Source organism: Luteimonas changyuni (assembly GCF_039548395.1).
Lineage (GTDB): Bacteria > Pseudomonadota > Gammaproteobacteria > Xanthomonadales > Xanthomonadaceae > Luteimonas.
The window spans coordinates 45,932-65,702 of record NZ_JBCLUZ010000026.1 but is presented as its reverse complement, the minus strand read 5'-3'; the positions used below and the strand labels follow the sequence as shown (position 1 = coordinate 65,702).

Annotated in this window: 18 protein-coding genes; 4 read left to right on the top strand and 14 right to left on the bottom strand. The window is 68.9% G+C overall.

Going from position 1 to position 19,771, the window contains the following annotated elements; translation table 11 throughout:
- Window positions 1–564: 564 nt before the first annotated feature.
- From WCD84_RS10320 to WCD84_RS10290, 7 genes are all read right to left on the bottom strand, one after another.
- Window positions 565–2,775: a M3 family metallopeptidase gene (locus WCD84_RS10320; RefSeq protein ID WP_343281319.1), complete on the bottom strand. Its 2,211-nt coding sequence runs from the start codon at window positions 2,773–2,775 to the stop codon at window positions 565–567.
- A gap of 111 nt (window positions 2,776–2,886) precedes the next feature.
- On the bottom strand, window positions 2,887–3,309 hold the full coding sequence (locus tag WCD84_RS10315; protein ID WP_343255378.1) for a universal stress protein: 423 nt from the start codon (window positions 3,307–3,309) through the stop codon (window positions 2,887–2,889).
- 75 nt (window positions 3,310–3,384) lie between these two features.
- Window positions 3,385–4,194: a ferredoxin--NADP reductase gene (locus WCD84_RS10310; protein ID WP_343281314.1), complete on the bottom strand. Its 810-nt coding sequence runs from the start codon at window positions 4,192–4,194 to the stop codon at window positions 3,385–3,387.
- Between the two features lie 276 nt (window positions 4,195–4,470).
- Complete coding sequence (locus WCD84_RS10305; RefSeq protein WP_343255380.1) at window positions 4,471–6,360, bottom strand: ABC transporter ATP-binding protein; 1,890 nt, start codon at window positions 6,358–6,360, stop codon at window positions 4,471–4,473.
- A gap of 357 nt (window positions 6,361–6,717) precedes the next feature.
- A complete protein-coding gene (locus WCD84_RS10300) occupies window positions 6,718–7,602 on the bottom strand; it encodes a DUF4097 family beta strand repeat-containing protein (protein ID WP_343281313.1) in 885 nt (294 codons plus the stop codon).
- Between the two features lie 16 nt (window positions 7,603–7,618).
- On the bottom strand, window positions 7,619–8,305 hold the full coding sequence (locus WCD84_RS10295; RefSeq protein WP_343281312.1) for a hypothetical protein: 687 nt from the start codon (window positions 8,303–8,305) through the stop codon (window positions 7,619–7,621).
- Window positions 8,302–8,895, bottom strand: coding sequence for an RNA polymerase sigma factor (locus WCD84_RS10290; RefSeq protein ID WP_449280101.1), 594 nt, complete (start codon window positions 8,893–8,895; stop codon window positions 8,302–8,304). Before WCD84_RS10290 ends, WCD84_RS10295 begins: the two co-directional genes overlap by 4 nt.
- Window positions 8,896–8,989: 94 nt before the next feature.
- Here WCD84_RS10290 and WCD84_RS10285 point away from each other — a divergent pair, with 94 nt between their 5' ends.
- Entirely contained in the window at window positions 8,990–10,516 is a 1,527-nt protein-coding gene (locus WCD84_RS10285; RefSeq protein ID WP_343255384.1) for a fumarate hydratase, read from the top strand.
- A gap of 506 nt (window positions 10,517–11,022) precedes the next feature.
- Here the strand turns inward: WCD84_RS10285 and WCD84_RS10280 are convergent.
- The 5 genes from WCD84_RS10280 to WCD84_RS10260 all read right to left on the bottom strand — a co-directional run bounded on the left by WCD84_RS10280 (window position 11,023) and on the right by WCD84_RS10260 (window position 15,266).
- A complete protein-coding gene (locus WCD84_RS10280; RefSeq protein ID WP_343281317.1) occupies window positions 11,023–12,288 on the bottom strand; it encodes a phospholipase D-like domain-containing protein in 1,266 nt (421 codons plus the stop codon).
- Between the two features lie 139 nt (window positions 12,289–12,427).
- On the bottom strand, window positions 12,428–13,546 hold the full coding sequence (locus WCD84_RS10275) for a phospholipase A (RefSeq protein ID WP_343281311.1): 1,119 nt from the start codon (window positions 13,544–13,546) through the stop codon (window positions 12,428–12,430).
- 58 nt (window positions 13,547–13,604) lie between these two features.
- Complete coding sequence (locus tag WCD84_RS10270) at window positions 13,605–14,090, bottom strand: DUF456 domain-containing protein (RefSeq protein WP_343255386.1); 486 nt, start codon at window positions 14,088–14,090, stop codon at window positions 13,605–13,607.
- Window positions 14,091–14,160: 70 nt separating this feature from the next.
- Complete coding sequence (locus tag WCD84_RS10265) at window positions 14,161–14,637, bottom strand: peptidoglycan-associated outer membrane lipoprotein precursor (RefSeq protein ID WP_343255387.1); 477 nt, start codon at window positions 14,635–14,637, stop codon at window positions 14,161–14,163.
- Between the two features lie 140 nt (window positions 14,638–14,777).
- Window positions 14,778–15,266 carry a hypothetical protein gene (locus WCD84_RS10260; protein ID WP_343255388.1) on the bottom strand — a complete coding sequence of 163 codons (489 nt, stop codon included), beginning with the start codon at window positions 15,264–15,266 and terminating at the stop codon, window positions 14,778–14,780.
- Window positions 15,267–15,330: 64 nt separating this feature from the next.
- On the opposite strand from WCD84_RS10260, the gene WCD84_RS10255 reads away from it, so the two are divergent.
- Complete coding sequence (locus tag WCD84_RS10255; protein ID WP_343281310.1) at window positions 15,331–16,173, top strand: tRNA threonylcarbamoyladenosine dehydratase; 843 nt, start codon at window positions 15,331–15,333, stop codon at window positions 16,171–16,173.
- 76 nt (window positions 16,174–16,249) lie between these two features.
- Here WCD84_RS10255 and WCD84_RS10250 read toward each other — a convergent pair whose 3' ends face one another.
- Together WCD84_RS10250 and WCD84_RS10245 are read right to left on the bottom strand one after the other, a co-directional pair.
- A complete protein-coding gene (locus tag WCD84_RS10250; RefSeq protein WP_343281309.1) occupies window positions 16,250–17,023 on the bottom strand; it encodes a TatD family hydrolase in 774 nt (257 codons plus the stop codon).
- Between the two features lie 5 nt (window positions 17,024–17,028).
- Window positions 17,029–17,268, bottom strand: a complete 240-nt coding sequence (locus tag WCD84_RS10245; protein WP_343281308.1) for a DUF6116 family protein — start codon at window positions 17,266–17,268, stop codon at window positions 17,029–17,031.
- A gap of 188 nt (window positions 17,269–17,456) precedes the next feature.
- Between WCD84_RS10245 and WCD84_RS10240 the strand changes: the two genes are divergently transcribed.
- Window positions 17,457–18,275 carry a glycine zipper 2TM domain-containing protein gene (locus tag WCD84_RS10240; RefSeq protein WP_343255392.1) on the top strand — a complete coding sequence of 273 codons (819 nt, stop codon included), beginning with the start codon at window positions 17,457–17,459 and terminating at the stop codon, window positions 18,273–18,275.
- Window positions 18,276–18,586: 311 nt separating this feature from the next.
- Window positions 18,587–19,756, top strand: coding sequence for an acyl-CoA dehydrogenase family protein (locus WCD84_RS10235; protein WP_343281307.1), 1,170 nt, complete (start codon window positions 18,587–18,589; stop codon window positions 19,754–19,756).
- The last annotated feature ends 15 nt before the right edge of the window (window positions 19,757–19,771 follow it).

Sequence of the window (19,771 nt, the reverse complement as noted above, 5' to 3'; positions counted from 1 at the left end):
CGGGCCCGAACCTTCTTGGCGGTCGGGGGAGAAAGTCAGCGGCGCCCAAGTCGAAACCCGGCGGGCCGTCAAGCGGCATCGCCACGCCACGGTCACGGCTACGGCCACGACCGCGAGCGCGCGCCCGCTCTTGATCTTCGTCCCGAAGCAGGAAAACGCCACGGCCCGTCCCGTGCACAGGGGGTGTGCGGAGAGCCGGCCATGGATGGCCGGCGCCCGGCCGCTGGGAGCAGGACGCGGAGACGGCCGGCGCAGCACACCCCCTGTGTGCGGGACGGGCAGCGCGGACCACAACGGAGAAATGCGCGGGACGGGCAGCGCGGACCAGAACGGCGCAGCTCCCGCGCAACAACGTGCTCCAACTGTCACGTCAGCACCCCGGAGCCTCGAGAAGAACCAGCCACAACGCCGGGTCGGCCGTACGTCTCTCCCTCACTTGGGAGAAGAACCTTCTTTGTGGGAGCGGCCATAGCCGCGATCCGCAGCAATCGATCGCGGCTATGACGCTCCTGCGGCTGCTCCACAAAAGACTTCCCCCGCCGGAGCGGGGGAAGTCTGCTTGCATCAGTCCTGCTGGATGGTTCCGGACGGCGGGGCGCCGTCCTCGGTGGTGGCATCCAGGCCACGCTTCACCAGCAGCGGCGTGATATCCGGCGTCTTGCCCGAGAAGTCGGTGAACAGCTGCAGCGCGTCCTTGCTGCCGCCCTGCGACAGCAGCGTGGCGCGGAAACGGTCGCCGTTGGCGCGGGTCAGGCCGCCGTTCTCCTCGATCCAGGCCACGGTGTTGGCGTCCAGCACCTCGGACCAGATGTAGGCGTAGTAGCCGGCCGCGTAGCCGCCCATGATGTGGCTGAAGTACGTGGTGCGGTAGCGCGGCGGCACCGCGACGAAGTCCAGGCCGGCGGCCTTGAGCGCGGTGGCTTCGGTGGCGAGCACGTCGCCGGCAGCCGGCAGGCGATCGGCCGGCAGCTGGTGCAGGTACTGGTCGAGCATCGCCGCGCCCAGGTACTCGGTGGTGGCGAAGCCCTGGTTGAACTTGGCGGTCGCGACCACCTTGTCCAGCAGCGCCTGCGGCATCGGCTCGCCGGTCTCGTGGTGCTTGGCGTAGTTGGCCAGGACCGACGGCCAGTCGGACCACATCTCGTTGACCTGCGAGGGGAACTCGACGAAGTCGCGCGGCACGCTGGTGCCGGAGAAGTAGGGGTACTTCACGTCCGAGAACATGCCGTGCAGGCCATGGCCGAACTCGTGGAACATCGTGGTGACCTCGTCCCAGGTCAGCAGCGTCGGCTTGCCGGCCTCGGGCTTGGGGATGTTCTGGTGGTTGGCGACCACCGGCTTGGTGCCCTCGAGCTCCGACTGCGAGACGTAGCCGCTCATCCAGGCGCCGCCGCGCTTGGAGTCGCGCGCGTAGGGATCGAAGATGAAGAACGCGAGCTGGCTGCCGTCGGCGTTGGAGACCTCGTAGACCCAGGTGTCCTCGTGGTACTTCGGCAGGTCGGTGCGCTCCTTGAAGCTGATGCCGTAGAGCTGGTTGGCGGCGAAGAACACGCCGTTCTCCAGCACGTTCTTCATCTCCAGGTAGGGCTTGAGCTGCGACTCGTCGAAGTCGTACTCGGCCTTGCGCACCTTCTCGGTGTAGTAGGCCCAGTCCCAGGGCTCGAGCTTGAACGACGCCTCGCCCTTGGCCTTCTGCTCGGAATCGATCATCGCCTGCAGCTTGTCGGCCTCGCGGCGGGCGTTGGCGACCGCGGCGGGCGCCAGCTGGCCGAGCATGGCGTTGACGGCATCGGTGGTCTTGGCGGTTTCGCCGTCGAGCACGTAGTCGGCGTAGGTGTCGAAGCCCAGCATCTTCGCGCGCTCGGCGCGCAGCTTCAGCACGGTGGCGACGATTTCGCGGTTGTCCCACTGGTTGCCGCGCGCGCCGCGGACCACCGAGGCCTTGTGGATGCGTTCGCGCAGCTCGCGGTTGGCCAGCTGCGACAGCGGCGGCTGGCCGGTGGTGTTGAGCAGGGTGATGACGTACTTGCCTTCGTGGCCGCGCGTTTTGGCGGCATTGGCAGCGGCGGTGACCTGTTCCGGCGTCAGGCCTTCCAGCTCGGCGGCGGTGTCGACCACCACGGCGGAATCGTTGACCTCGGCCAGCACGTTCTGGCTGAAGGTGGTGCCGAGCGTCGCCAGTTCGGAGTTGATCTCCTTCAGGCGCGCCTTCTGGGTCTCGTCGAGCGCGGCGCCGGAGCGCACCAGGTCCTTGTAGTACTCCTCGACCAGGCGCACGCCTTCGGCGTCCAGCCCCAGGGTCTCGCGCTTGTCATGCAGCGTCTTGATGCGCGCGAACAGCTTCGGGTCCAGCGAGACCGCGTCGCGGTGGGCGGCGAACTTCGCCGAATAGTCGGCCTGCAGCTTCTTGCGCGCGTCGTTGGTGTCGGTGCCGACCAGGTTGAAGAACACGCGCATCGCGCGGCCCAGGGTCTTGCCGTTGGTTTCCAGCGGCAGGATGGTGTTCTCGAAGGTCGCCGGTTCCGGGTTGTCGGCGATCGCGCGGACCTCGGCGAGCTGTTCGGCCATGCCGGCCTCGAAGGCCGGGGCGAAGTGCTCGTCGCGGATCCTGTCGAAGTGCGGGTACTGCAGCGGCAGCGTGCTCTTCGCCGCGAACGGATTGTCCTTGAGGGCAGCGGCGCTGGCGGACACGGTGGCCTCCGCATCGGAGGTGGACTGGGCGAGGGCAGGCGACATGCCTGCGCCGGCGATGGCCATGGCCAGGGCGAGCGACAGCGGATGCTTCATCGGGCGTTTCCTTGCGGGACTGAGTCCCCTAGGTTAACCCGAGCCGCAGCGCCGCCCCCGTGACGAAAGGCATGGGCCCTGCAGCACTGCCTGTGGGAGTCAGCGGACGATGGTGACCGGCAGTTCGCTCTGAGCGATGACCTTGCTCGACACCGAGCCCAGCAGGATGCCCTTGACCGAGCCGCGGCCGTGCGAGCCCATCACCACCAGGTCGGCCTTGCTGTCCTTCGCGGCGGCGAGGATGGCTTCGGACGGCTCGCCGACGACGGCCAGTTCGCGCACGTCGGCCTTGCTTCGGGCCAGCGCCTTGCGTGCCGGCGCGAGCATGCGCTCGTGGTTTTCGGCGTGGATGGTATCCATCGCCTCCCTGCCGATGCGGGTGACGACGCCGGGGAAGGGCGCGGCATCCACCGCGACCAGGAAGATCTTCGCCGGCTTGGCCAGGCTCTTTGCCAGCGTGTTGGCGTGCCTGGCGGCGCGGACGCTGATGTCGCTGCCGTCAACGGCAACCAGGATCTTCATGCGGATTTCCTCGGGACTCGTGCGTGATGGCGGGATTCTACGCGGTGCGGGACGCCGCGGCATGGCGCCGCCGGCTCACTTTTCGACGAAGGCCCGTTCGAAGACATAGTCGCCGACCACGCCGATGCGCATCGACGGCGTGAAGCCGCGGCCATCGAGCAGCGCGCGGAAGTCGGCCAGCATGCCCGGGCTGCCGCAGATCATGGCGCGGTCGCGTGCGGGATCAAGCGCGTCCAGGCCGAGGTCGGCCATCATCTGGCCGGTGGCCATCAGGTCGGTCAGGCGGCCGCGATGCGGGCGGCCGTCGAACACGAAGTCCTCGCGGGTGACCGCCGGGTAGTAGAGCAGGCGTTGGCGCAGGATGTCGCCGAGCAGTTCATGGCGCGGCAGCTCGTTGACGATGTAGTCGCGATAGCAGAGGTCGGCCTCGTTGCGCACGCCGTGGCAGAGCACCACGCGCTCGAAGCGCTCGTAGGTTTCCGGGTCCTTGATGATCGACAGCCACGGCGCGAAGCCGGTGCCGGTGCCCAGCAGGTACAGGTTGCGGCCGGGATGCAGGTCGCTGATCAGCAGGGTGCCGGTGGGCTTGCGGCCGATCAGCACTTCATCGCCCGCGGCGATGTGCTGCAGGCGCGAGGTCAGCGGCCCGTTGGCGACCTTGATGCTGAAGAACTCCAGCTGCTCTTCCCAGTTCGCGCTGGCGATCGAATACGCGCGCATGAGCGGCTTCGTGCTGCCGTCGGGCTGTTCGACCGGCAGGCCGATCATCACGAACTGGCCGTTGTCGAAGCGGAAGCCGTCGTCGCGGGTGGTGGTGAAGCTGAAGTAGTCGTCCGTCCAGTGACGGACGTCCAGCACCGTTTCGGTGCCAAACGCTGAGGACATGCTGTCTTGGGCCGGAGGGGAAGGAAACCGGCTTATTGTACGCCCCCCGGTGGGAGCCGCTATAGCGGCGATCGAACCATGTGTCCGGAGCGAAGGCCGGGATCCCCGAACTGCCGTATGTCGCGAACGGGCCTTTTCGCGGCTATAGCCGCTCCCAGAAAATCGGTCCCACAATCGCGGCTATAGCCGCTCCCACACAAGCCCGCTCCCACACAAGCCGCCCCCACACAAGGCCACTCCGGCACAAGGCCGCTCCCACAGTGGATCGGTGGGGCGTCAGCGGTAGCCGGCGGCCTGGAGCTCGAACAGTTCGGCATAGCGGCCACCGGCGGCCATCAGCTCTTCGTGGGTTCCGCTGGCCTCGATCAGGCCGTCGGCCATCACCAGGATGCGGTCGGCCATGCGGACGCTGGAGAAGCGGTGCGAGATCAGCACCGTGGTGCGCTGGTCGGAGAGTTCGCGGAAGCGCTGGAACACCTCGTACTCGCTGCGTGCATCCAGCGCCGCGGTGGGCTCGTCGAGGATCATGACCTGGGCGTCGCGCATGTAGGCGCGGGCGATGGCGACCTTCTGCCACTGGCCGCCGGAGAGATCGACGCCGGTCTTGAAGCGGCGGCCGATCACCTGGTCGTAGCCGCGGGGCAGGCCGGTGATGACCTCGTCGGCCATGGCCCGGCGCGCCGCGGCCTCGATGCGCTCGCGGTCGTCCATGGCGTCGATCTGGCCGACGCCGATGTTCTCGGCCGCGGTCATGTGGAAGCGCACGAAGTCCTGGAAGATCACGCCGATGTTGGCGCGCAGGTCGTCGAGGTCGTAGTCGCGCAGATCGCGGCCGTCGAGCAGGATCCGGCCCTCGTCGGGGTCGTACAGGCGCGAAAGCAGCTTGACCAGGGTGGTCTTGCCGGCGCCGTTCTCGCCGACCAGGGCCAGCACTTCGCCCGCGCGCAGCTCGAACTCGACGCCGCGCAGCGCCCAGCGGGCGGCATCGGGGTAGCGGAAGCCGACGTTCTCGAACACGAAGCCGCTGGCGATGGGCCGCGGGATGGCCGATGCCCCCGGCTTCGACACGATCTCCGGCTCGATATCGAAAAACGAGTACAGGTCGTCGAGGAACATCGCCTGGCCCGCGACCTGCGACAGGCCCACCAGCAGCCCTTCCAGCAGCTGGCGCAGGCGGCGGAAGCTGCCGGCGAGGAAGGTCAGGTCGCCGATGCTGAAATCGCCGTGCACCGTGCGCCAGGCGATGTAGGCATAGGCCACGTAATAGCCCAGGGTGCCGAGTGCGGCCAGAAGGGTGCCCCAGAAGGCACGCCGGCGGGCCAGCTTGCGGTTGGCGACCAGGAAGGCCTGCGACAGCGTGCGGAAGCGCTCCACCAGGAAGTGGTGGAGGCCGAAGATCTTCACTTCCTTGGCGGTGTCGACGCTGGCGCCGGTCTGGCGCAGGTACTCCAGCTGTCGGCGCTCGGCGGTCCATTGGAAGTTGAGCGAATAGTTGAGCGCGTTGAAGTGCGACTCGCCGACGAAGGCCGGGATCAGCGCCACCGCAAGCAGCAGGATCAGCCAGGGCGCGTAGATCATGAGGCCGGCGGAGAAGGTGACGATGGTGACGACGTCCTGGGCCTGGCCGAACAGCTGGCCCATCAGGTTCATCCGACCCATGGTCTGGCGCCGCGCGCGGTCGAGCTTGTCCTGCAGTTCGGGATCCTCGAAGTCTTCGAGGTCCAGGGTGGCCGCGTGTTCCATCAGGCGCACGCTGGCGGCGTTGGTGAACATCTCCGACAGCACCTGGTCGCAGTACGAGACCACGCGCCCGAGCAGGTCGGAGCCGATGGCGAGGCCGAACTCGGCCGCCAGCAGCAGCGCCAGGTAGTCGAGCTGGCCGCTGCGCCAGGCCTCGGCGAAGCCATCGCCAACCACGCCGGTGCCGACCAGGCGGATCGCCTCGTCGATGATCAACTTGCCCAGGTACAGCATCGCCACCGGCAGCACCGCCCGCAGCAGGCGCAGGCTGAGCGTGGTGAGGGTCAGTACCCGGCTGGTGCGCCAGATCTCGCGCAGGAACGGCGGCAGGTTGCGCAGGGCGCTGAGCCGTTCGCGAAGCGATGGGCGACCCGCCTGCGGATCGGGGGACGGCGGGTTGCGGGCGGCGCTGGCGACGGTCGACATCGCGCCATCTTGCCTCGACCCCTGTGCAGACCGCTACAACGCGCGCCCCCGCAAGCCCGTGGGAGCGGCTACAGCTGTTTGTGGGAGCGGCTATAGCCGCGATGGCACCGGTGCCTCAACCTGTGGGAGCGGCCATAGCCGCGATGGCACCGGTGCCTCAACCTGTGGGAGCGGCTATAGCCGCGATGGCTTTGCGGCAGGGCAGGTGGCGCGGATCGCAGCTATAGCTGCTCCCACAAACAGCTGTAGCTGCGCTGCTCCCACAAACGGTGTAGCTGCTCTGACAAGGGAGATCGGTCGCAGCTATAGCTGCTCCTACGGGGGGAGGGAGGAGCGAGGGGGGAGTCGCACTGGGGCTCAGTCGAGCTGCAGCTCCACGTCGCCGGAGAAGGTTTCGATGGTGACCGACCCGCTGCCGGTGCCGTAGCGGTGCTCGAGGCTGGCGCCGGGACCCACGCGCTTGCGCACGACGTCGGCACCGGGCGCGTCGATGTCGCCACTGAAGGTTTTGGCTTCGACCTGCGTCGAGACGCCGGCCGGCAGCGCCAGGCGGACGTCGCCGCTGACCGATTCGAAGCTGAAGCGGCCGCCGTCGGCCATGCCTGCCCTGATGGCGGAATCGCCCGACACCGAGCTGCTTTCCAGCCGCGCCAGGCGCTCGCCGCGGGTGTCGATATCGATGTCGCCCGACACCGTTTCCACGTCGATGCGGCCACCGATGCGGCCGCGCAGGGCAACCTTGCCGCTCACGCTCTCGACATCGACCTCGCGGCTGTTGAGGTTGAGCTTCAGGTCACCGCTGACGCTCTCGATGCTGGCCTTGCGCGGCGCGCCGACCGCGGTCACCCGGCCGCTGACGCTGTCGATCTCCAACTCATCGCCGGCCACGCCCTGGACATCGACGCTGGCCGCGACCGAATCCACGTCAAGGCTGGCCTGGCGCGGGATTTCCAGCACCAGGGTGGTGGCTTCGCTGTCGCGGCCGTTGCGCGGATAGCGCACGCGCACCGACAGCTTGCGGCCGCCGTCGTCGATCTCCAGGCGCTCGACGCCGTCGCCCAGGCTTCCGGTGATGCGGACTTCGTTGCGGTCCCAGGTGCGGACCTCGACCTGGCCCTTGAGGTTGGAGACCTCGACTTTGCCGCGTGCGTCTAGCGGGCGGGTTTCGTTGATCGGGGTGGCGGCGAGCAGCGGGCCGGCAAGGCCGGCGAGCGCGAGGCCGATGATGGGATGACGGGTCATGTGGGAACTCCTCGGGTCAGGCCTGGCGCAGGCTGAGCGCCAGGCGGTGGGCGTAGATGTGCTGCAAGCGGTGGAACAGGTGCAGCGCGTCGGGATCACGGGCCAGCGCGGCGCGCACTTCGGCGGCGCTGCGATCGAGCTCGGCGTCCAGGCCGGAAGGGGCTGCGCTGGCGGTGCCGCTGGCGGTGCCCGTGGCTTCCACCTCGCGCAGGGCGCCCTGGTACTCGCGGGCCAGTGCGTCGGCGGCCTGCAGTAACGGGGACGCGGCACCGGCTGCGGCGCCGGTGGCGACCACATTGGCGGGGCCGCTGGCCGACGGGTCGACTGCAACCCGCACCGGCAGCAGCTGCCAGCCGGCCGCGACCGCCAGCACCACCGCGGCGGCGGTGGCATAGGCGGCATTGCGCCGGCGCAGGTGGCGACGCGGGTGGCGACGCGGCGCGGCCGGCGGCGCGGGTGCGAGCGGTGCCATCGGCGTGCACTTCGCCTGCGTGGCGGCGGTTGCGGCGGCGTTGCTCCCGGCGTTGCCGGCGCGAAGGGCGTCGCCGGCCGCGCTCCGTGGCTCCAGCCGGGCGGAAATCGCCGGCCACAGGTCGCGCTCCGGCGCGGCGTCTTCGCGCAGCCCGCGCAGGCGCGCGGCCAGGTCGGGGGGCAGCGCGGGACCGGTCCCGCCGTGGCCGCCGGGGTGCGTGTTCGTACTCATGTCATGTCTCCGAGTCGGGCGCGCAGCAGCCCGCGCGCACGGTGCAGCTGGGCCTTGGAGCTGCCGGTCGCCATGTCCAGCGCGGTGCCGATCTCGCCGTGGGTCCAGCCTTCGATGTCGTGCAGGACCAGCACCGCGCGCGCGCGCGGCGGCAGCGTGGCGACGGCGCGGGCGAGGTCCATCGCCATGGCGGGGCCATGCCCGGCCGCACCGGGCGAGGGCAGGGCGTCGAGCACCCCGTCGTCGTCACCGTCGAGCGCCGGGCGCGCGCGGCGTGCGCGCAGGTCCATCAGCGCGGTGTTCACCGCCAGCCGGTGCAACCAGGTGCCGAAGGCGGCCTCGCCGCGCCACTGCGGCAGCGCCTGCCAGGCGCGGAGGAAGGCCTCCTGCACCAGGTCCTCGGCGCGGGCGCGTTGCCAACCGGCCAGGCGCAGCACCACGCCGTGGACGCGCGCCGCATGGCGGCGATACAGCAATTCAAACGCGGCTACGTCACCGCCGGCCGCCGCCAGCGCCAGGGCGTGGTCGCTGTCCCCGGTATCCAGGGCGCCCGGGGCTTGCAGGCTGTGGGTCATGGCGGCGTCGAGCATACCCAGTCGGATGCAGCGTCGTGGCAAAGGGTTTAAGCCGCGCCGCCGCGGCGGCGTAAAATGGGCGCCTGAGCCCGCAGTCCAAGAGCCCGCCGTGACCGAGATCCGCCAGGAAGACTTCATCCAGAGCGTCGCCGACGCCCTGCAGTACATCAGCTACTACCATCCGGTGGACTACATCCGGAACCTGGCCGCAGCGTACGAGCGCGAGGAGTCCCCGGCGGCCAAGGACGCGATGGCACAGATCCTGATCAACTCGCGCATGTGCGCCGAAGGGCACCGCCCGATCTGCCAGGACACCGGCATCGTCACCGTGTTCCTCGAGATCGGCATGGACGTGCGCTGGCCCGACGCCACCATGGGCGTCGAGGACATGGCCAACGAAGGCGTGCGCCGCGCCTATCGCCTGCCCGAGAACAAGTTGCGCGCCAGCGTGCTGGCCGATCCTGCCGGCGCCCGCCGCAACACCGGTGACAACACGCCTGCGATCGTCAACTTCAAGGTGGTCCCGGGCGGCAAGGTCGACGTGATCGTCGCCGCCAAGGGTGGCGGCTCGGAGGCGAAGGCGAAGTTCGCGATGCTCAACCCGTCGGACTCCGTCGTCGACTGGGTGCTGAAGATGGTGCCGACCATGGGCGCCGGCTGGTGCCCGCCGGGCATGCTCGGCATCGGCATCGGCGGCACCGCGGAGAAGGCGATGCTGCTGGCCAAGGAAGCGCTGATGGAGCCGATCGACATCGTCGACCTCAAGGCCCGCGGCGCGTCCAACCGGCTGGAAGAGATGCGCCTGGAGATCTTCGACGGCGTCAATGCGCTCGGCATCGGCGCCCAGGGCCTGGGCGGCCTGACCACGGTGCTCGACGTCAAGATCAAGGACTATCCGACCCACGCCGCCAACCTGCCGGTGGCGATGATCCCGAACTGCGCGGCCACGCGGCACGCGCACTTCACCCTCGACGGCAGCGGCCCGGTGATGCTGGATCCGCCGTCGCTGGAGGACTGGCCGCAGATCACCTATGACGCCTCCAAGGGCCGCCGGGTCGATCTTGATACCGTCACCCCGGAGGACGTTGCCTCGTGGAAACCGGGCGAGACGCTGCTGCTCAACGGCAGGCTGCTGACCGGCCGCGACGCGGCGCACAAGCGCATGGTCGCGATGCTCGACCGCGGCGAAAAGCTCCCGGTGGACCTCGCCGGCCGCTTCATCTATTACGTCGGTCCGGTGGATCCGGTCGCCGGCGAAGTCGTCGGCCCCGCGGGCCCGACCACGGCCACGCGCATGGACAAGTTCACCGGGCAGATCCTGTCGGAAACCGGCCTGCTGGGCATGGTCGGCAAGGCCGAGCGCGGCCCGGCCGCGATCGAGGCGATCCGCAAGCACAGGTCCGCCTACCTGATGGCGGTCGGTGGGTCGGCCTACCTGGTCTCCAAGGCGATCAAGGCGGCCCGCGTGCTGGCCTTCGAGGATCTCGGCATGGAGGCGATCTATGAGTTCACGGTGCAGGACATGCCGGTGACCGTGGCGGTGGACTCCACCGGCGAGTCGGTGCACGAGACGGGTCCGCGCGAGTGGCAGTCGCGGATCGGGAAGATTCCGCTGACGGTGGTCGAGACGGGCTGAGGCAGCGGAGGGTGGGCGGGGTACTCCGCAAACAGGTCGGCGAAGCCGCCCTTGAATGTTTGCTGCGTACCCCGCCCACCCTCCGCACCGATTGCCGAGGCAAGTCCCGGATCGCAGCTATAGCTGCTCCCACAAAGCTGCGCCCACAAGGCAGCTCTCACAAGGCAGCTCCCACAAAGCAGTTTTCATGAAGCAGCTCTCACAAAGCAGCTCTCAAAGCAGTTCCCCCGACGCAGCTTCCCCAAAGCAGCTCACTCCATCGCGGTGACCAGGCATCGCCCTTGTGGGAGCCGCTATAGCGGCGATCGGACGATGCCGCCCGGTCTACCGGTCATGATGAACAAGGCGCCCACCCGCGCTCTTGACGCCCCAAACCCTGGAGGTGGTTTGTCCGCCGCGCCGCGAGCACACTGAGCTCGACAGCTCGACAGCTCGACAGCTCGACAGCTCGACAGCTCGACAGCTCGACAGCTCGACAGCTCGCCGAGCCACGACCACACCAAGCCTCAGAGCTGCGACCGGATCGGCCGGATGACCTTCTCGGCGAACTTCTCGCGCAGGGGCCGCTGCTGCCACATCTCGTACGAATACTGCTTCGCGTCCTTCATGTCCTTTTCGAACACTTCCGTCATCCGTGCCGCGAACTCCCGGTTGTAGACGTTCAGGCTCGCCTCGTCATTGAGCCGGAACGAGCGGATGTCGAAGTTGGTCGAACCCAGCGACACCAGTTCGCTGTCCACGATCAGCAGCTTCACGTGCAGCATCGTCGGCTGGTATTCGTGGATCTCGATGCCCGCCTCCAGCAACTCGCCCCAGCCCGCCTTGGATGACAGGCGCACGGCTTCCGAATCGATGTGCTCGCCCGGCAGCAGCACGCGCACGCGGACGCCGCGCTTGCGGGCCGCGATCAGCGCCTTGTTGATCAGTTCGTCGGGCACGAAGTAGGACGCGGTGAGGTCGATCGTATGGTCGGACGCGGCGATCGCGCTCAGGTACATCAGGTGCATGCTCTCGCTGCCACCGGCCGGGGACGCGATGAACAGGTGGGCCGCCATGTCGCCCGCCGGCTTCAGCTCCGGGAAATAGGCCGGTCCGTTGAGCAGGGTGCCGGTGGTCTTGATCCAGTTGTCGTTGAACGCCGACTGCATCTGCGCCACCGCCGGGCCGTCGATGCGGAAGTGCGCTTCGCGCCAATGGTCCGGGTCCTGTGCATGCCCGGTCCACTGGTCGGCGATGCCCACGCCGCCGGTGAAGCCCACCCGGCCGTCGATCACCAGCAGCTTGCGATGGGTGCGGTTGTTCATGCGCCCCAGGTTGTACCAGTGCAGCGGGCGGTAGCGCTCCACCTCCACGCCGTCGTCCTTCATCTGCTGAAGCATCTCGTCATCCATCTTGATGCTGCCGACCCAGTCCACCAGCAGGTGCACCGCCACGCCCGCGCGCGCGCGCTCGGCCAGGGCGTCAGCAAAGCGCTGGCCGATGTCGCCGGACCAGTAGATATAGGTTTCGAAGGTGATGGTTTCCTGCGCCGAGGCGATCGCCTCCAGCATCGCCGGGAAGATCTCGTCGCCGTTTTCGTAATCCGTCACCTGGTTGCCGGGCAGGATCGCCGGCCCGAGCAGCACCGACATCTCGCGCCGGAACTGCGGATCGGTGATCGCATGCCGGTGCGCGATCTTGCGTTCGATCTTTTTTTCCGGCGTGGCGAAGTTCATCGCCAGCACCACGGCCAACACCGTGATGGCGACCGTCAGGACAAGGGTCCAGGCCATGTGCTTTCGACTCCAGTTCTTGAGGCTCATCGGGTTCCTCGGCGTGCACGCGCCGGTCGCGCCACTGTGCGGCCGGCGCATTCAGCGAAACGTGAAACTCCCTTGCCGTCGCGGCCCGGAACGACCCGAACCGGCGTGCTCAGAACCAGTCCAGCACGGAGATCCCGAAGCCGACGTAGGTCGCCTTGTGGTCGTAGTCGAGCATGCTCTCGCCGTAGCCGCTGAACAGCTGCATGTGTCCGTGCAGGTGGCTGCTGATCGGGAAGCCCCAGTCGAGCTGCAGGGCGCCGTTCGAACGATCGCCGCCGCGCAGCGAGTGCCGGGCCATCAGCGCGAAGGTCTGGTCGCCGCGGGTGTGCACCAGGGTGACGTCGCCACGGCCCATGTAGTCCTCCATGCCGGGGTTGTCGTCGTCGCTGCCATCCGAGATGCGGATCCAGGGGCGGAAGGTGATCGCCCAGTCCTCGCGGTCCAGGCCGACGTTGAACATGATCCGGTTCCAGCTGCGCGAGAACGGGTCGCTACGGCCGTTGGACTGGTGGTTGATTCCGACCGCGGCCATGCGCCCCTTCCAGCCGCCGATGCTGTAGTTGTTGCGGAACACCAGCAGCACTTCCGGCTCGTAGTTGGTCTCGCGGAAGGGGCGGGAAGCGTCGCTGTTGTAGACCTGCCAGCGCGAGCTCTGGGTATAGCCCATCCAGATGTCGCCGTTGTCGCCGAACAGGTTCTCGACGGCCTTGGTCTTGAAGCTGATCTGGAACTTCGTCTCGATGCTGTCGACGCTGTCCACCTGCAGTTCCTGGCCGTCGGCCGAGGAGGTCGGGGACTTGTTCGGGCTGCTGCTCCAGAACGCGGGCAGCAGGTACACCGGCTTGTAGGCGCGCATGTTGAAGGTGCCGAGCTTGGAGTCGCGTGCCAGCTCCCAGCGGCTGTCGAGCAGGGAGCCGCGGCCGGCGTTGGCCAGCGCGCGGCGCGGGTCGTCGTCGTGGGGGAACAGATCGCTGCTGGTGTCGCGATCGCGGCTGCGCCCGGCCTCGCGGACTTCACTGCGTGCCTGCGCGGCTGCGGCATCGGCCTGCTCCGGTCCCGGCAGCTTGCGCTCGGCGACCTGGTCGTAGCAGGCCAGGCGTTCGGCGGCGATTTCCAGCGCCACGCAGGCCTGGAGGCCGGGCACCGGCGCGGGGTCCGCGACCTGCGCGGCGACGGTAAACGGGAAGATGCAGAGCAGGGGCAGCAGCGCCGTCGGGCGTCGTTCCATGGCGTCGGGGCTTCACGATCAGGGTGGGGCGCAGTCTAGCGCGCGCTCTGGCGGCGGATCAGAACATCCACGCCAGCACGAACAGCCCGATCATCGTGAACGCCAGCGCCAGCTTGAGCACAGTGCCGAAAACGATGCCGAGCCAGGTGCCGACGCCCACGCGCGTGGCCTGGGCCACGCCGCGGCCATGCAGCAGCTCGCCTGCCAGCGCACCGACGAACGGGCCCGCGAACAGGCCGATCGGGCCGAAGAAGATGCCGACGAAGGTGCCGATCACCGCGCCCGCGACTGCCTTGCCGCTGGCGCCCACGCGGCGCGCGCCCAGCGCGGTAGCCCAGAAGTCGACCGCAAGGGAAAAGACCGTCAGCAGTCCGAGCACCACCAGCGTCGGGATGCCGATATGTTCGAAGTGGCCCGCCCAGGCGCCCAGCACCATGCCGGCGAAGACCAGCGGCAGGCCGGGGATGGCGGGGAGGATGGTGCCGGCGATACCGACCAGGACCAGCACGGCGGCGATGGCGTAGTAGAGGTTCTGGAGGTCCATCGCGTCAGTCTGCCGCAAAAAAGACGGCCCGCAGTGCGGGCCGTAAAAAAAGAGAGAGTCTGGAGTCGGGTCAGCGGACGCTGGCGCGGCCGTTTGCAACGCTCACGTAGGAGCCCTCGCGGATGCCGCCGAGGTCGTTCTGCGTCACCACCGTCATGCGGCCGTTGTCCAGGCGCACGTGGACGTCGTAGACCGACTGTCCCTGCACCCGGTTCTGGATGGCATTGCCGGCGACGGCGCCACCCACTGCGCCGGCCACGGTCGCGGTATTGGCACGGCCATCGCTGTCGGTATTGCGCTCTGCGATCTCGCGGGCGGCTACCGCGCCGACGATGCCGCCGAGGACCGCACCGGTGGCGTTTGGGGTGTTGGATGCGCGCGCGCGATGGTCGATCCGGGTGACCACGCCGCAGGTGTCGCACACCCTGGAGGTGTTGCCGTAGCCGCTGCCATAGCCGCCGCTCGAGTATCCGGGGCTGGTACTTGCGCAGCCCACCAGGGTGGCTGCGGCAATCATCGCGCTGGCGCTGATCAGGCGGATCTTCATTGCGGTCTCCTGCACGGCACGGGAAGGGATGCCTTGGTGCAGACGGTAGGTGGCCGGATGTGAACAGCCAATCAATCGCGGCGACAGCGGCGCATTTCGCCCCGGGTCGTGCAGCAGTCGTTCATGCCCGGGCGTCGCGCTCAGCCGCGGAAATCGGTGTGGCAGGACTTGCAGTCGCCGCCGACCTCCTCGAGCGTGCTTTTCAGGCCGGCACAGTTCAGCGGCGGCGAGGCGAGCGCCTTGTCCAGCGTGGCGCGGAAGCTGCCGGTGTGGGCGGCAAAGCGGGTGTTCTCGCGCAGGTCGGGGAAGGCCGGGTCGAGGTCATTGCCCAGGGTGCGCATGGCCTGCAGGTGCGGCAGCACGTCGGTGGCGGCGCAGCGGTTGGCCTCGAGCTTCTGGCGCAGCTGGGCGCTGTGCGCCGACATCAGCTGCATCGCCGCGTGCGGATAGTGGTCCTGCCAGCCCTTGCGGGCCTCCAGCGTGCGCATCAGCATCACCACCACCACCACGCCGATCACCAGTCCCAGCAGGAACACGAACAGATAGCGGCTCGCGGCCGACGGTGCCTTGCGCGGCGGGCGCGGCGCGGACGGGTTGCTCGGCGTGGCTTGCGGCTTCGGCGTCGACATGGCTGGCTCCAGGTGGGCGTGGCGAAAAGGGGATTGTATGCGGCGGGGTCGCTAAAATGCCGCCATGGACACGACCTGGACCGACCGCTTCGCCGGCATCGACCGCCTTTACGGGCGTGGCGCGATGGAACGCTTCGCCGCCTGCCACGTCGCCGTGGTGGGGCTGGGCGGCGTGGGCTCGTGGGTGGCCGAGGCGCTGGCGCGCAGCGCGGTCGGCACGCTCACGCTGATCGATGCCGACGACCTCTGCGTGTCCAACACCAACCGCCAGCTGCCGGCGCTCGAGGGCCAGTACGGCCGCGCCAAGGTCGAGGCCATGGCGGAGCGCTGCCGCGCCATCAATCCTGCGATGGTGGTGCACGCGGTGCCAAGCTTCCTGACCCCCTCGAACCTCGACCAGCTGCTGGACCGCGGCTACGACCTCGTGGTCGATGCCTGCGACAGCTTCCGCAGCAAGGTCGAGATGATCGCCTGGTGCCGGCGCCGCAAGCTGCCGCTGGTGGCCGTGGGCTCCGCCGGCGGGCGCGTGGATCCGACGCTGGTCCGCGTGCGCGACCTGTCGAAGACCGAGCACGACGCGATGCTGGCCCTGGTGCGCAAGAAGCTGCGCGCCGAGTTCAATTTCCCCAAGGGCCCGAAGCGGTACTTCAGCGTGCCGGCGGTGTATTCGCTCGAGAACGTGCGCTATCCGCAGGCCGATGGCAGCGTCTGCGGGCTGCGGCCACAGGTCGGCGGCGAGGACGGCTTCAAGCTCGACTGCGGCGGCGGGCTGGGTGCCGCCACGCACATCACCGGCGCGTTCGCGTTCGCGGCCGCCGGCAAGGCGCTGGAGATGCTGCTTGCGCGCGGGCCGGTGCGGGAAGCAGCGCCGGCCGGGGCGGACATGGCCAGTACCAGCCCCGGGTGATCTTCCAGCAGGAGCCCCTGTGGGAGCGGCCATGGCCGCGATTCGGGGTCCACCCGTGCCGGACAACACCCTCCGCTCAGCGGTCTCCGGCTCCCAGCCCGAACAAGCGCCGTGCATTCGCCGTAGTCGCAGCCGCCACCTCCGCCGCCGGCACGCCGCGCAGCCGCGCGATCGTCTCGCACACCGCCGTCAGCCGCGCCGGTTCGTTGCGCTGGCCGCGGATGGAGGAATCCGGCTGGTCGGGCGCGTCGGTCTCCAGCAGCAGGTGCTCCAGCGGCATGGTCGCGGCCAGCGTGCGCAGGCGGTTGGCGCGCTCATAGGTCACCGGCCCGCCCAGGCCGAGCATGAAGCCCAGCTCCCACAGCTTCTCCGCCTGCTGCCGGCTCCCGGAAAAGCTGTGCACCACGCCGCGGAGGCCGCCGATGCGGCGGATCGCGGCGGTGACCTGGTCCACCGCGCGCCGGGCGTGGACGATCAGCGGCAGGTCGGCGTCGCGCGCGATGCGCAGCTGGGCCTCGAAGAAAGCGGACTGTGCCTCGGCGTCCAGGCCTTCGATGTAGAAATCCAGACCGCATTCGCCCACCGCCACCGGGCGCTCGCGCTCGATCCACTCGCGCAGCAGCGGCAGATGGGCTTCGCGATGATGTTCGAGGAAGGTCGGGTGCAGGCCATAGGCGGCGTGCAGGCCGGGGTCCGCCGCCGCGGCCTCGCGCAGGGCCGGCCATTCGTCGGCGTGCGTGGCCGGAAGCAGCTGCATGGTCACGCCCGCCGCACGGGCACGGGCGACGACCTCGCCGCGGTCGCGATCGAACTCGCCGGCATCCAGATGGCAGTGCGAATCGACCAGCATCGCGCTCAGCCGCGGCGTGCTTCGCCGTCGATCACCCGGCCCTGCGATGGCCCGCCCTTGCGCTTGCGGCGCGAGATCAGCAGCACGCCCATGCCCATCAGCAGTTCATCGATGAAGGGCAGGGGGTCGATCACGAACAGGTTGAGCACGAACAGGGCCGCGGCCACCATGAACAACCTGGGGTAGCTCAGGCGCCCGAGCCAGCGCAGCAGCGGGGCGACAAGGAAGGGATTGGGCACGGTCATCGGCCTCGGATGGACACTTGAACGGCACGCTAGCACGCAGCGGAGTGGGCACGGGTTCACGTCTTGTCCAGTCCCGGGCCGTCGGCTCCGCACAGGTTCAGGCTGCGAATGTTCGAATCCCGTTACGCCAGATCCACTCCATGGCTATATCCCCGACAACCGGCGCTTTCGCCCCCGAGGAGCCCGATATGAAAAACAACACGCTTGCCATTGCCCTTGCCTCGCTGCTGGTCGGCGGCGTTGCCGTCGCCGCGTTCCAGGGCAACCAGGACGACACGCCGCGCGCCGATATCGCACCGGCCCCGGGCCTGGTCGACTCCGAGGGCGATGGCGCCCTGGGCTTCGGCGACGACGCTGCGATCCCGGCCGACGGCCGCCTCGAATACGCACGCGTGCTGGCCATCGAGCCGGTGACCGAGCGCGAGGCGCAGTACGCCACGGTGATCGGCTCCGAGGCCATCCGCGAAACCACCACCAGCAGCAGCCCGCGCGAGGTCTGCAACGACGTCGTGGTGCAGGAGCGCATGCCCGAGCGCGACGGCAACGTCGGCGGCACCGTGGCTGGCGCGGTCATCGGTGGCCTGGTCGGCAACCAGGTCGGCGGCGGCAACGGCCGCAAGCTGGCCACGGTCGCCGGCGCGGTGGGCGGCGGCTTCGCCGGCCGCGAGGTCGATCGCCGCCACGTCGGCGGCCAGGTCGTCGAGCGCATCGACCGCCAGTGCCGCACGGTGCAGGACAGCTCGCAGTCCTCGCGCGTGGTCGCCTACACGGTGACCTATCGCAACCCGGACGGCACCACCGGCACCATGCGCACCGACAGCAAGCCCGGCAACCGCATCGCCCTGGGCGATACCGACGTGACCGTCGGCTATGACGTCACCTACAGCTATGACGGCGTGGAGCGCAACATCCGCATGGACGAGCGCCCCGGCGACCGCCTGCCGGTGATCGACGGCCAGGTGGTGACCCAGGTCGCCGCGCTGGACGGCGGCAGCGACCGCGGCTGATCCGCCCGCACCGCCGATGCAACGATGGCCGCGCCCCCTCCCGGGTCGCGGCCATCCTGTTTCTGGCCGCTGCCCACTGCCCTTTGTGGGAGCGGCGCCCACCGGACTTTGTGGGAGCGGCCATGGCCGCGAATGGTCTTGCCGCAGCCCGATCGCGGCTATAGCCGCTCCCACAGGGGTAGAGCGAATGGCCTTGCCGCGGCCCGATCGCGGCTATAGCCGCTCCCACAGGGGTAGAGCGACGGTGGTGGGCCCAAAGGGTGTCCGGGCGCCGCTACAATGCGGGGTTTCCCGCTGACGGTTGCGCTTGCATGGCCCTGAATCCGTATGACCTCTACGACGTCCGCTCGCTGCTCAGCGAAGAGGAGCGCGCGGTGCAGGACACCGTGGCCCGTTTCACCGACGAGCGCGTGCTGCCGATCATCGGCGAGTGCTTCGACGAAGGCCGCTTCCCGAAGGAGCTGATCCCGGAGATCGCGGGCCTCGGCCTGCTGGGAGCCACGCTTCCGGCCGAATACGGCGGCTCGGACCTCAACTACGTCAGCTACGGCCTGATCTGCCAGGAGCTGGAGCGCGGCGATTCCGGCATCCGCAGCTTCGCCAGCGTGCAGTCCTCGCTGTGCATGTACCCGATCTTCGCCTACGGCACCGAAGAGCAGAAGATGCGCTGGCTGCCCGACATGGCCGCCGGCAAGGTGATCGGCTGCTTCGGCCTGACCGAGGCGCACGGCGGCTCCGATCCCGCCAACATGAAGACCCACGCCAAGCGCGACGGTGCCGACTGGATCCTCAACGGCTCCAAGATGTGGATCACCAACGGCAACATGGCCGACATCGCGATCGTCTGGGCGCAGACCGATGACGGCATCCAGGGCTTCGTGGTCGAGAAGGATTTCGCCGGCTTCACGGCCCAGGTGGTCAAGCACAAGATGAGCCTGCGCGCCTCGGTCACCAGCGGGCTGTTCTTCGACGGCGTGCGCGTGCCCGAAGCCAACCGGCTGCCGAACGTGAAGGGCCTCAAGGGCCCCCTGGGCTGCCTGACCCAGGCCCGCTACGGCATCACCTGGGGCCCGATCGGCGCGGCCATCGCCTGCCTGGACGAGGCGCTCAACTACAGCAAGGAACGCATCCTGTTCGGGCGTCCGGTGGCGGCGACGCAGAGCGCGCAGCTGAAGATGGCCGACTGGGCCCGGCGCATCACGTCCGCGCAGCTGCTGAGCCTGCAGCTCGGCCGCCTCAAGGACGCCGACAAGATGCAGCCGACGCAGGTGAGCGTGGCGAAGTGGAACAACTGCCGCATGGCGATCGACATCGCCCGCGAGGCGCGCGACCTGCTGGGCGGCGCCGGCATCACCACAGAGCACTGCCCGATCCGGCATGCGCTGAACCTGGAATCGGTGATCACCTATGAAGGCACGGAAACCGTGCACCAGCTGGTGGTGGGCCGCGAACTGACGGGCATCAACGCCTTCGGCGGCTGATTCGCCATCCGGGGC